The following is a 12,843-nucleotide window of genomic DNA, read 5'->3' as shown; positions in this document are numbered from 1 at the left end:
GGGAGAGTGCACTATGGAACAACGAACCGTTCTGATTATTGATGATTGTCAGGAAGATAGGGAGATTTATCGCCGCTATTTGCTCCAAGACCAAGAGTACCGCTACACAATTTTGGAAGAAGAATCGGGAGAAGGAGGATTGGTATTGTGTCAGCAGTTCAATCCCGACAGCATCTTACTAAACTGTGTGCTGCCTGACATGGATGGACTGGAATTTTTAGCGCAGCTGAAACAGCAGACACAAGGATATGTTCCGCCTGCGATCGTGCTTGCTGAACAGGGCAATGAATCGGTTGTCGTGCAGGCTATAAAGAGGGGCGCTCAGGATTATCTGTTTAAAGGACGGACGACTGCCAGCGACTTGCTTTTTACACTCAATAGTGTTATAGAAAATGCCCAGTTGCGGGAAACTCAGCGATTGATTCAACAGATTGCTAATACAACTCCTGGGATTTTATACGTTCAAGACATTGTCAAACGGCATAATGTCTACATCAATCGTCAGACTGCCGAAGTTTTGGGTTACACTCCTCAACAGATTCAGGAAATGGGAATAGGGGTGCTGGAGGAGTTGATGCACCCTGAGGATTTGGCTCGAGTTCCCGAACACTTCGGGCGGTTTAGCTCAATTGAGGATGGACAGATTGTAGAGTTTGAGTATCGGCTGCGTCACGCAAACGGTGAATGGCGTTGGTTTTGCAGTCAAGAAACCGTATTCAAAAGAAACTTTAATGGTTCGGTGCAGCAGATTTTAGGTACGGCGCTGGATATTACCAGGCACAAGCGGGCGGAAGTTGCCCTGAAACAACAGTTATTGAGGGAGCAGGTTGTAACAAAGATTGCCCAACACATTCGTGAATCACTTAATTTAGAAGAAATTTTTAAGACAACCGTGGAGGAAGTGCGGCAGTTCCTCCAAACCGACCGCGTGCTCCTTTTCCGCTTGGAACCGGACGGCAGCGGAACTGTGGTCATGGAATCCGTCAGCCCGAACTGGACTTCGATTGTATCAACTAACATTTACGATCCCTGTTTCAGGGAAACCTGGGTCGAACCCTATCGGCAGGGGCTTGTTGTTGCAAAAACGGATATCTACAATGCAGGTATTGACCCGTGCCACGTTGAACTATTGGCGCGGTATCAAGTTAGGGCTAACCTAGTTGTTCCCGTGCTTCAAAACGAGGAATTGTGGGGACTGCTTATCGCCCATCACTGTGAAGCCCCCCGGCAATGGCTTCAGGTGGAAATTGATTTACTCAAGCAATTGGCAACCCAGGTGGGAATTGCTATTCAACAAGCCACACTTCTCGAACAGGCTGAGGCAGCTAACCGTGCCAAAGATGAATTTGTAGCAATGGTTACTCATGACTTACGCAGTCCCCTGAATGCCATTCTAGGTTGGACTCATCTACTGTGTCATGTTAAGTTAGATGAGGCGGCAGTGGCTCGCGGTCTGCAATCTATCGAGCAAAGCGCGAAGTTTCAAGAGAAATTGCTTGAAGACCTGCAGGATATTACACGTATCGTTCAAGGCAATCTAAAGCTAGTCTTGAGTGAGGTAAATTTAGCTACCGTCATTCAGACAGCCTTTGAAACTGCTTACCCCCTCGTCCGCGATAAAAACCTTCAGTTAGAATCTTCAGTTGACAGTTCCATTGAGCCTATTTCGGGCGATCCCAATCGCTTACAGCAGGTTTTGGGGAATTTACTCTCGAATGCTATTAAGTTTACGCCAGAGGGTGGCAGAATTGAAGTGCGGTTGGAGCGGATTGAAACCTTCGCTCAAATCACGGTGAGCGATACGGGCTGCGGTATAAGTGCGGAGTTTCTTCCTTACGTGTTTGAACGGTACCGTCAGGCTAATGGCGATCGCCAAAAAGGTGGCTTGGGATTAGGGTTAGCGATCGCCCGTCATTTAGTAGAACTACATGGCGGAACAATAGAAGTCGCCAGTCTTGGTTCCGGACAGGGAGCTACCTTCACAATCAAGCTACCGCTATTAACGTTGGTATGAAGGATAGTAATATTGCGGAGCTACTTGTGGAGCCATCACTGGTGGTTGATACCCGGTTAGAGGTATGGTATTTCCCACGCCATTGGGTAACGGTTGATTCATCATTGGCGGCTGATACCCTGTGGGAGGTATAGTAGTTCTTATGCCACCGGGTAATGGTTGATTCATCACTGGCGGTTGCTGATAATTGGTGTTTGGTACGCTACTACTTCCCGTGCTGTTAGGAATGGGAGGATTTTGGTTAAACTGTTCGTATGCAGCACGAGAAATTGAGACAATGAGTTTTTCGGCACTGGGGTCGTTACTTGGGCGTTGTACCATCACAGCCACAACATAACGCTTGCCAGTAGGCATATCAACTAAACCTGCATCACCGATTATTACTCCAATATTGCCCGTTTTATGGGCAATGGTTGCGCCCGATGCCAAACCTGCGGGGAGCAAATGATTTCTGACAGTACGACGCATAATGTCCAGTATGCGATCGCGGGATGGCATACTTACCAAATTCCCTTTCCCGACCATTGCCATCAAATTACCCAACTCTTTGGGGCTCGTTGTGTTTGTACCTCCCAAATCGGGTAATAAATTGCGAATTGCTGTAGTTGACAAACCCCAAGTTTGAAAGCGCTGATTGAGAGACTCAATACCACCCAAGCGAGCAATCAGCATATTTGTTGCTGTATTATCGCTAATCGTCATCATCTTGGTTGCAACCTCAAGTGCTGTAAACTTGGTTCCTACAGCGCTGTACTGCATATTCCCAGAACCACCTGCAATCATTTCCTTTTCAAGGGTTAGGGTTTCATCCAGACGAATTTTCCCTGCATCCACGTCTTGGAAGAAAGCGACCAAAATTGGAATCTTGATGGTGCTAGCAGCAGAAAAACTCGAAGATGCATTTACATCCACATAACCACCGTTGTCCAAATCAACTAAGAAAACACCAGGTGTGAGATTTGGATTTGCAACTGCCAAACTTTGTATAGCAGATTTCAAGGGAATAATTTCTTGGGATAAGTACAAGCCAGAAGCAGTTTGTGTGGGAGTTGGGGTAGGTTGGGACTGGGCTTGCTCAATTGCCGTATTGGGTGATGCTCCACCTGGGGTAGTGAGACGAGTGGCAGGGTCTAATACTGATAAAATCGTACCTACAATCGCACCGATACCAACTCCTACAATTAACAACCGCAGCGCATACAAAATTGTTCTTGCCATCGGCTTCAACCGTGTTCTTTGAGATGAACTGCTTTGTCGGATCGGCAACTGCTTCCGTACCCTTACAGTTTTTAATTCTACAGTATTGGGGTTATAGGGAGGAATGCTCGGTCTATAAGTCACCGTAGGTCTGATAATTGGCGCTGCTACTTTTGGTCGTCTTGCGGGTGCAGTAGCAGGATTCATTGGTGAAATAACCTTGATACGTGGAGACGCTGGTTTCTTTTGTGAGGAACGCTGCTGGTTGTGAACTCCCGCGTTCTTGGGTCCCTGCTTTTGAACTTTGCGGGGAACCGGACGGCGAGAAGGGGATTGATGCCTGGGGACGGCTTTTATACGAGCTCTCGTATCCATAACATAGCCTGATGATAAAATTTTATATAATAATTAATATTTATTCTAGGTGAATTCGAGGGCATAGGGGCAATTACATACTAATGCCTATTAGGAATGAAAAAGATTTTTTTTACGTGCTGACCACCCAAACACGATGAATTAATACCTCTGTATTTAACAAATAATATTTAGTAATTAGTGTAAGCCAAGTTTTTATCCTTTGGGGGGATGCCTGGTAACTCAACAGAATCTCAATTATAGTTCTTCATCAAGATTCTGGCTCCTGCCATCTTGCCCTAGTGCCCATTCTACCTGTCGCAAAATACCTCGCAACATGGAAACTTCTTTATTTTGTATTTGACTGCGATTGTACAATTGCCGAAATTTTGCCATTCGGCTAGCAGATGTATGGGGGTAAAGATAACCAATCTTGAGCAGCAGCGATTCTAGTTCCTGATAATATGCTTCCAAAAAATCCATAGGAGCAGGATCTTGAAGGGGCTGGGGGATATTTTCTGTCTGTGTGTCCCCATGTTTTTCAGCCTCCACCTCAATTTGTGCCAGTTCATAGCAACAAAGGGCAACAGCGGTGGCTAAATTGAGTGATGGATAGCTCGAACTCGTGGGAATGCGAATAAACCGCTGAGCGTAGTTCAATTCTTCATTGCTCAATCCCCGATCCTCTCTACCAAAGATAAGCGCTGTAGATTGTTCTGAGTTTTCTAATAACCAGGGCAGTGCTGTACGCGGATTTTCCAGAGGGGAATCCCAGTAACGAACGCGGGCAGTTGTTGCGATCGCTCGCGTACATCCTTGCAAAGCTTCTGGCAAAGTCTCCACTGATAAGGCTGATTCTAAAACGTCCTTCGCATGAACCGCCATTTGACGCGCTTCTGCTGAAAGCGGATCGCATTGGGGATTGACCAACACCAGATGATTGAACCCAAAATTTTTCATTACCCTTGCCACCGATCCCACATTCATTGGACCTGCTGGTTCTACTAAGATGATTCTCACCAAGCCCAGTGCCATTGTTGCTCTCTCATGCCAATTTGAATTGATTTTATAGCAATCTGTCCATCATTTTTTGTAGGGTGGGCAATGCCGCACATTCTACTTGTCCGTTGACGGACTACTAGTAACATCAGGATTGAGGTTCGCTAACGGCTAAATCGGTCAACTTTAACGAAAAAGTTGTCCATCCCCCAGTGCTTTCAACTTCAATTGTGCCTTTTAGTTGTTCAACCAGCTTCTCCACTAAAGTTAGCCCTAAACCAGTGCCTTGTTGTTTTTTGAATTCAGGGCTGCGAACACGATAGAATTTCTCGAAAATTTTTGGTAAACCGGCAGCGGGAATTTCTGTTGAATTGCTAATGGTAATTACAGTAGTAGAAGTGGAAGTATCTTTGTGAACAGCAATAACAATTTCACCCCCAGCAGCAGTGTACTTACAAGCATTATTTAATAATTCTCCCACGATTCTTGTTAAGCAGGCATTATCGGAAATCAGTGGGGGTGTATCTGGGGAAATATTTAGCCGTAGAGTTTGCCGATGTTCCTGAATGCGGGCATAAAACCCATCAATAATGTTGGGAAGCCAGTACTGTAACTCTAATGGTTCACCATTTAACAGGCGAGTTATTCCAGATTCTGCCTTCTGCAAATCCAGCAAATCGTTGATCAGACTCATCTCGCGATCGCACTCTGCTTTTAAAATATTAATATATTGCTGACCTTGTTCAGCGACTCCACTATTTTGCAGTAATTGAATTGCCATTCTAATATTAGAAAGAGGGGCACGCAACTCATGAGAGACAGTAGATAAAAATTCGTCTTTAAATTTGTTACTTTCTGCTATTTTTGCTAACGTTTGCTCGTGTTCAAGTTGCTTTTGATAAGCTTCAATAAGTTGCTTTTCCTTTTTATATTTGCTTAGAGCTATTTCAATAGTCGTGTGTAATTCTTTTTCTTTAAAAGGTTTGAGTAAATAACCAAAAGGTTCTGTTAGACGAGCGCGTTCTAATGTATTATCGTCAGCATAAGCAGTAAGATAAATGATAGGAACATCAAATTTACTTTGGATTTGCTGGACAGCTTCTACACCATCTATGTTTCCTTTTAATCTAATATCCATTAGTATTAAATCTGGATGTATATCTTCCGCCATATGAATAGCTTCTTCTCCTGAAGAAGCAAGAGCAGGTACATTATAACCCAGCTTTACAAGACGTTTTTGTAAGTCTTTAGCAACGATTCCTTCATCTTCCACAACTAAAATTGTTGTCCCAGTCATTTTTTTCTCCAGTTTATTTCTTTTCAAGAATAGGAAATGTAATTAGCACTTCGACTCCACTCTTAGTGTTCATCTGTATATTCCCTAATAATTGATTTGTCAAAGCTTCTACTAACTGCAAGCCTAAGGATGTTATATTTTTTAAATTAAATTCTGAAGGTAACCCAATACCATTATCCTTGACTTTCAAAGTATAAAACATATTACTTTCTAACTGAATTTCAATACAAATTTCTCCTGTCCTTCCTTTAGGAAATGCATATTTTAGGGAGTTGGAAACAAGCTCTGTGATAATCAAGCCACAAGGAATTGCTGCATCTAAGCTTAATAAAACATTCTTAATATTCACTGTAAGCGCAATCACATTTGTATTCACCTCATAGGAACTAAAGAGACTTGCTACCAAATCGCGAATGTATTCACCGAAGTCAATCCTTGCTAGGTCTTGAGATTGATATAATTTTTGGTGAATCAAAGCCATTGATTCGATCCGCATTTGGCTTTGTTGGAAGATTTCTAGATCGTCTTTATCCTTAATATATTCTGATTGAAGATTGAGTAAACTAGAAATAACCTGTAAATTATTTTTAACTCTATGATAAATTTCCTTTAAAAGGACTTCTTTTTCTAGTAGGGAAGCTTGAATCTGCTCCTCTGCCTGCTTGCGTTCGGTAATATCAACACAAGAGCCAATGTAACCTGCAAAGTTGCCATTTTCCGTGTAACGTGGGATACCTGTATCTAAAACCCAGCGATACTCACCATCCAATCGTCTCAGCCTGTATTCCGTTTTAAAGCTTTGACAAGCATCAAAAGCTTTGGAACGGATAAAAGAACAACGTTCTCTGTCCTCTAAATGGACAGATTCTAACCAGCCATTACCCATTTCCTGTCGAATAGTTCTTCCAGTAAACTCCAACCAGACTTTATTAAAATAATTACAGTACTTATCAATATCAGACACCCAAATCATGACTGGGGCTGTATAAGCTATGAGGCGAAATCGCGCTTCACTTTCCCGCAAAGCCTCCTCTATCCGCTTACGTTCGTTGATTTCTGCCTCTAGTGATTTGTTAATTTCTATTAAATCCGCTGTTCGTTCCTGAACTCTTATTTCTAGTTCATCACGTATTTTTTGCAAAGCAAGATTAGCTGCCTCTAGTTCTGATGAACTGGGTAAAGCTAGGGCTTTGGGTAACACAGAGACAAGATCGATCGCAGTCAAAACAGAGATAATAGCAGTGATGGCTTTGATAAATCCCGAAACCCAATACGTTGGATGCCATAGTGTCCATACTTCCATTAAATGTGATGTGCCGCAAGCAATAATGAATGCGCTAAACATCACGAACATCCCTGCAAAAGGTACATCCGGTCTGAGACGGACAAAGTATACCAGTATAAATGGTATTGAATAATAAGCAATTGCAATTAATAAATCTGACAGGACGTGAAGCCACACTAAGTTTGGTATCCAAAGGTAGCAATGCCCGTGAGGAATAAACTGTTGGGATAGAAAATTTTGTAATAATTCAGTCATAAAATCGGGTAATTCTATGCAGTTATCCGGTATTTATAAGTAATTCCACTGAGAAGAAACCACATGAAAATTTATGCCATTTCTCTGCTTTCTAAGATAATGCTTGGGGCATTAACTTGAAAGGTTTTCAGATTGATTTTTTGTTTGCATAACAAATGTTACGGTCATACATAAAATCTCTTAACCAAATGTAAAAAGACTATTAAGTTTAAAAGCAAAGTGCTATAAATAAATCTTCGAGAGTCAGAACCTCTGAATTTTCATCTTTTCTTGTTTTTCTGCAAAGCGTAAGAATACTTAAGTCAAAGTTACTCCTTAAATCATTCTTGGGCAAAAACTTACGGATAACCTACTCTATAGGAAAAGCCCTGGAGAGAGTTAATGTCAAATTATTTGAAATAAATAGGTTAAACATTATGATGAAATATGGCTTGGCTGGAATTGCTGCGATCGCGACTTTGTTACTAACTTCTGCTTGTTCCAAACACGGACATTCAATGGAACACAGCCATCAAGAAGGCTCAACAACCCAGGCAAAATTAACACTTCCTAAAAATCTTTCTCAAAAACAGCCTCTTTCCTTGCTCATTGATGTTAAAGATTCTCAAGGAAAAGCTGTCACAAAGTTTGACACTTTTCAAGAAAAAGCAATGCACTTGATTTTAGTCAGAGAGGACTTGCAATCTTTCACTCATATTCATCCCGACTATAAAGGGAATGGGCAGTTTGAGGTTAAAGCTACTTTTCCTACAGCTGGTGAGTATAAGCTTTTCAGCGATTACAAGCCATCGGGACAAAAAGAACAAGTTTCTCTCATGGCACTGAATATTCCCGGTTCAGTTCCTCTTCCTCAAGAACTGGGAAATTTCAATACAACCAAGAACTTAACAGATACTAAAGTCAACTTGAAGTTGCCTGAACCAACTCTAAAGACCGGTCAAGAGGTGACCTTAACGTTTGATGTCACGCAAGCAGCTAACAATCAACCAGTTAAGGACTTACAACCTTACTTGGGGGAAAAGGGGCATTTAGTCATTTTAAAAAGCTCGCTTCCGCTGACAACAGCTGATTACATCCATGCTCATGCTCTCAAAAATACTGTAGATGGGCGGATAGCTTTTAAGACAAGTTTCCCTCAGCCAGGAACATACAAGCTTTGGGTTCAGTTTAATCGCAATGGCAAAATTAATACTGCTGATTTTTGGGTCAATGTTTCGTAAGTAAATAAATTCTGGGGAATTTGGTTTGATTGCAGCATTTTACTAGAATTTTCTTGTTTTTTTAAATGGTCAATGAGCGCAAAACGAATATCCCGTTTTTCAGCAATCAGTTTAATCCCTGGTTGTTGAAGATTTAAGAAGTCCAATCCTTGTTCTTTCCCGCTAATTAAAAAGTCATTTATAGCGATTTTATAAGTGCGTTTGGGGTCAAGGGGTTGATTTTGCCTCGACCCATTTCTTGAATTTGCTTCCTGACTCACTTTGGTTGTTTGCAAATAGCCACCAGTGCCTTTATTGGCTTGCCCTTGGTTCAAGACTTTTTGCAAAAGCGCACCATCAATCTCTACTGCAAGAACTTTACCACCAAAAGGCAGTATCCGAATCACATCATATTGGGTAATTGGACCGGGTGGAATTACATCATCAATGCGAATGGAACCGCTATTAAATACGGCTAAATCTGCGTCAGGTACTTCCTGCAACATAGCCTTGGCAATTAACTCTGTCAGATTTGTGGATGTGTTGCGGACGCTGGATTCTAAACCATCTAAAGCAAATGTCAGTTGAGCAATTTTCTGAGTTGGTTCAAAACCATCGGCGCGAAATGCTTGATAACCTCGTTTTACCCATTCATCGACTATTTTTGCCGTTTTTGGGTCTTCAGGAATTTCTTCGGTAATTGGTACCAATCGGGAGTTAATTGCAAGACTTTTTTTGATAGTATCGTAACTCAATTGGTGAACGTAAACTGTACGTGCATTAGCATCTGCTTTAAAAATCGGTGTAAAATCCCGCCCCCGCCATTGCTGGATATTTTCATGTTCGTGACCACCCAGAATTATGTCTATTTCCGGTACGGTTTCGGCCAGTTTGCGGTCATCTTCAATTGATAGGTGAGTGATGGCAACTATAATATCAGCTTTACCCTTCAGTGCTTTCACCTGCTGTTTGGCTGTTTCAATCGGGTCGGTATAACTGACGTACTTAGGTCGATTACTATCCAGGGTTACACCAATTAATCCTACCCTAACTATAGCACCGCGATCGCCTTTAACATTGAAAACCATTGAACGAGGAACACCCTTGAAGGGTTGCCCTGTGCTATCTGATACATTACTGGAAATCCAGCGAAACCGAGATTCTTGCAATCTTTGATAGAAGAGGTTTTCTGGTAGGTCAAATTCGTGATTCCCAAAAGTCGCATAGTCAAACCCCAAGGCGTTCATCACAGATACCATTTGCTGACCAGCCAGAGGTGTACCATTAATTTTGGCAGTTCCCAAAGCCGAAGGGCTAAAGGCATCTCCAGCTAACAAAGTGTAGGTACGGGGATTGGCTTTGGAAAGCTGTTTTCGTAAGGTGGCGACACGCGCTAAACCACCACGAGTTCCACCCTCCACAGGAGTAATTTCGTAGATATCGTTAAGTTGTAGCAGGTTAATATTAACGGTTTCTGCAAGTGCAGGAGTCGCTAAGGTTACTGCCGCTAATACTTGTAAAAGGATACCGCACCCGTGAGAAATAAGTTTCATATTTAGCTTTGAAAAGTCCTATTTTACGGAATTTATTGTACATCCCACAAACAGCTTGGAGTCTTGAATCATCCCCGTAGTAACAAAAAGCTAAAGTTCCGTAGGGTGGGCACCGCCCACCATTCCCTTCCACCTCTGGGCATACAAGACGTGAATTATAACCACAATATGATAATGTAAAACTGCTTTCTACCCTACCTATGTTTCAGACGCCTCTATTTCCTCATCAATCACCTGCGCCACAAATCGTTGCACTAAAGGCACTCGTAAACCACCTTCCTCAGTCAAAATTTCCTTGCGTATTAATTTGTTCACCACCCCTTTATCTTCTTGAGTCGGGGTTTCGCCTTTAACTAAACGCTTGAGTAAATTCCTATCTTTCTGACTTAAACTCGTCCATAATTCCCGAAAATACTGGTCGCCTCGTTCTAATACGGTAGGAATAACTGTTTGAATATCTCGTAAAGTTGCTGTCGCTGTTGTGATTTCTCGTCTATTTTTTCTGATTTCTTGATTGAGGTATTCCACAACTTCATAACAAACCAGTTGGACGAGATAGGGTTGACAGTGGGTAAGTTGGATAATTTTATCTACCGCTTCTGGTTCGTATATTTTCGGAAAATCCTCCACTGGTTCTACAATCAACTCGCGGGCTGATGTTTCATCTAAAAAACTGACGCGCACAGTACGAGTATTAATCAAATAATCGTTCCAATATGGGGGGAGTTCGGCAACCAAGTGCGAACCACTAAATAACAAAGTCCACTGACGGCGGTGTTGTAAAATATTGCGGAGAAAGTTAAGCGGAACTCGACTCTTTGTCATCTCAACTACTTCGCTCAAACGCTCAAATTCATCCAAACAAAGCAGAAAGCGCTTGTTTGGGTGACTACCTTCAATTTTTGTGAACCAATTCTGTAGTTCAATGAAGGGATCGTTGGCAGAGATGCTGAAATTCCCTTCTCTATCCAAATTGGGATAAGGTAAATCTAAACGTCGGGGTAATCGTCGTGCAGCTTCAAGAATTTGGGATACTAGATTTTCAGCTAAGCCATTGAGTGTTGTTGCAGATGCTGCACCTTGTAAATCAACGAGTAAAGGTACAAGCTTTGAGTCTACTTTGTAGGGTAAATATTTGAGAGCTGAGGTTTTGCCCGTGCGGCGATCGCCATATAATAGTAGAACAGGTGGCTGTTCTGAGAGTGTTAAAGATTTAATTTCCCGAAAAATATCAATGCGTCCTTTAAAGCGAGCTTTAGCAGTTTCTGGATCTAAAGAATTACCAGCAATGTAACGTTGTGGAATTTCCCTTTGTTCCCCTACTTGTTCTTGCAGCGTGGACTGTGCAGTTGTGATAATTTCCAGCCAGTTGTTGGTAATGCGGCGAAAATTGGTAGCTATTTTGGGATTTTTTTCAAACGCTAGGCTGCTTTGAAGTGTTTGCAAAGCTTCAATGGGACGGTTGAGCAATTCAATACGACGAAATTTAGTAGTTGTCGTTTGATTGGATGCGTTGACATCCTGGCTAATGTCTAACAATTGGGGTAAGGCATTGCCAAGTTCTTTTGGTGGTGGTGAGGGAATCCACCTTAACTGGTTGATAGTTTCAGCAACGTCGCCAAGTGTTTTACAAGAACTTGTAATATCAATGACAATATCGGCTATAACTTGTGCAGCAACTTTTTGCTGGTTAGTGGAAGTAATTAAGTAATCAATTGTCTCGCGGGCTTTGATTGGGTTTTCTTTATATGTATCTGAAATTAATTCGGACATAAAAGGCAGAGGCAAAATGATTTTTTCATCAAAGCGAGGCGGTAAATAATTTAATAATTTTGATTTGGCTGCATTGAGCGAAACAAATCGTAAAAATAGCATCCATAATAGCTCAGGTATCCAAAAATACACCCGCAGCACACCCAGAATAAACGCCACGCCATACGCCACGCCCGCGCTCCCCGCCACACCAAACACCACGCCATACGCCACGCCCGCGCTCCCCGCCACGCCAAACACCACGCCATACGCCACGCCATACGCCACGCCCTCCACCACGTCTAACGCCAGGCCAACCGCCACGCTTAACGCCACGCTTAACGCCACGCCATACTCCACGCCATACTCCACGCCATACTCCACGCCAAACGCCACGCCATACGCCACGCCAAACGCCACGCCAAACGCCACGCCAAACGCCACGCCAACCGCCACGCCAACCGCCACGCCAACCGCCACGCCAACCGCCACGCCAAACGCCACGTCTAACGCCACGTCTAACGCCACGCCTAACGCTAGAATTAAAATCATGAGCCAAAGATATTGCCTCTCAAACCAACGACTTAAAACTGGGTCTAATATCAAACCCATCCACCAACCAAGTAAAAACTGCCCTACCCGAAGCCATTCAAAAGGTTCTTTACTGACCAAGTTGTAAACCGGAGCTACAATTATCACAACGAGTAAAGGCGCGATCGCTATTAACAATCGTGCTTGTCCTGCATAGCGGCGCAACCGGGAGTTAGTACGAAACTCATCCTGCATTTCCCATAGATTACTGGTTGGTTTTAAGTTTGGATGAATATCCCGCAGCCAACTTTCAAGTGTATAAGGCTTAAAATAAACACAATAAAGCAGGTACAGACATTCGCCGATGTAGGTTCGCAGTTCAGCAAGTGGGTGGTTTCTGCTCATGA

General features: G+C 42.7%; 8 protein-coding genes. 2 read left to right on the top strand and 6 right to left on the bottom strand.

What is annotated here, in order from left to right; translation table 11 throughout:
- The first annotated feature begins 13 nt into the window (after positions 1 to 13).
- On the top strand, positions 14 to 2,014 hold the full coding sequence (locus ACYRY3_RS40230; RefSeq protein ID WP_460207429.1) for an ATP-binding protein: 2,001 nt from the start codon (positions 14 to 16) through the stop codon (positions 2,012 to 2,014).
- On the opposite strand, the gene ACYRY3_RS40225 is transcribed toward ACYRY3_RS40230, so the two are convergent.
- The 4 genes from ACYRY3_RS40225 to ACYRY3_RS40210 all read right to left on the bottom strand — a co-directional run bounded on the left by ACYRY3_RS40225 (position 2,000) and on the right by ACYRY3_RS40210 (position 7,401).
- Positions 2,000 to 3,586, bottom strand: a complete 1,587-nt coding sequence (locus ACYRY3_RS40225) for a serine hydrolase (RefSeq protein WP_460207428.1) — start codon at positions 3,584 to 3,586, stop codon at positions 2,000 to 2,002. The genes ACYRY3_RS40230 and ACYRY3_RS40225 overlap by 15 nt on opposite strands.
- A gap of 237 nt (positions 3,587 to 3,823) precedes the next feature.
- Complete coding sequence (locus ACYRY3_RS40220; RefSeq protein WP_460207427.1) at positions 3,824 to 4,600, bottom strand: RNA methyltransferase; 777 nt, start codon at positions 4,598 to 4,600, stop codon at positions 3,824 to 3,826.
- A gap of 112 nt (positions 4,601 to 4,712) precedes the next feature.
- On the bottom strand, positions 4,713 to 5,861 hold the full coding sequence (locus tag ACYRY3_RS40215) for a hybrid sensor histidine kinase/response regulator (RefSeq protein WP_460207426.1): 1,149 nt from the start codon (positions 5,859 to 5,861) through the stop codon (positions 4,713 to 4,715).
- A 13-nt stretch (positions 5,862 to 5,874) separates the two neighbouring features.
- Positions 5,875 to 7,401 (bottom strand): sensor histidine kinase, encoded by a 1,527-nt coding sequence (locus ACYRY3_RS40210; protein WP_460207425.1) that lies wholly within the window; start codon positions 7,399 to 7,401, stop codon positions 5,875 to 5,877.
- A gap of 419 nt (positions 7,402 to 7,820) precedes the next feature.
- On the opposite strand from ACYRY3_RS40210, the gene ACYRY3_RS40205 reads away from it, so the two are divergent.
- A complete protein-coding gene (locus ACYRY3_RS40205) occupies positions 7,821 to 8,621 on the top strand; it encodes a hypothetical protein (RefSeq protein ID WP_460207486.1) in 801 nt (266 codons plus the stop codon).
- On the opposite strand, the gene ACYRY3_RS40200 is transcribed toward ACYRY3_RS40205, so the two are convergent.
- Positions 8,564 to 10,153: a bifunctional metallophosphatase/5'-nucleotidase gene (locus ACYRY3_RS40200; RefSeq protein WP_460207424.1), complete on the bottom strand. Its 1,590-nt coding sequence runs from the start codon at positions 10,151 to 10,153 to the stop codon at positions 8,564 to 8,566. The genes ACYRY3_RS40205 and ACYRY3_RS40200 overlap by 58 nt on opposite strands.
- 198 nt (positions 10,154 to 10,351) lie before the next feature.
- Entirely contained in the window at positions 10,352 to 12,841 is a 2,490-nt protein-coding gene (locus ACYRY3_RS40195; RefSeq protein WP_460207423.1) for an ATP-binding protein, read from the bottom strand.
- Between the last annotated feature and the right edge of the window lie 2 nt (positions 12,842 to 12,843).

Source organism: Scytonema sp. NUACC21 (genome assembly GCF_054684315.1).
This window is presented reverse-complemented; position numbering and strand designations above follow the sequence as displayed.

Coding starts and splice junctions, on each gene's coding strand:
- ACYRY3_RS40230 (WP_460207429.1), top strand. CDS start 14: ATGGAACAACGAACCGTTCTGATTATTGATGATTGTCAGGAAGATAGG.
- ACYRY3_RS40225 (WP_460207428.1), bottom strand. CDS start 3,586: ATGGATACGAGAGCTCGTATAAAAGCCGTCCCCAGGCATCAATCCCCT.
- ACYRY3_RS40220 (WP_460207427.1), bottom strand. CDS start 4,600: ATGGCACTGGGCTTGGTGAGAATCATCTTAGTAGAACCAGCAGGTCCA.
- ACYRY3_RS40215 (WP_460207426.1), bottom strand. CDS start 5,861: ATGACTGGGACAACAATTTTAGTTGTGGAAGATGAAGGAATCGTTGCT.
- ACYRY3_RS40210 (WP_460207425.1), bottom strand. CDS start 7,401: ATGACTGAATTATTACAAAATTTTCTATCCCAACAGTTTATTCCTCAC.
- ACYRY3_RS40205 (WP_460207486.1), top strand. CDS start 7,821: ATGAAATATGGCTTGGCTGGAATTGCTGCGATCGCGACTTTGTTACTA.
- ACYRY3_RS40200 (WP_460207424.1), bottom strand. CDS start 10,153: ATGAAACTTATTTCTCACGGGTGCGGTATCCTTTTACAAGTATTAGCG.
- ACYRY3_RS40195 (WP_460207423.1), bottom strand. CDS start 12,841: ATGAGCAGAAACCACCCACTTGCTGAACTGCGAACCTACATCGGCGAA.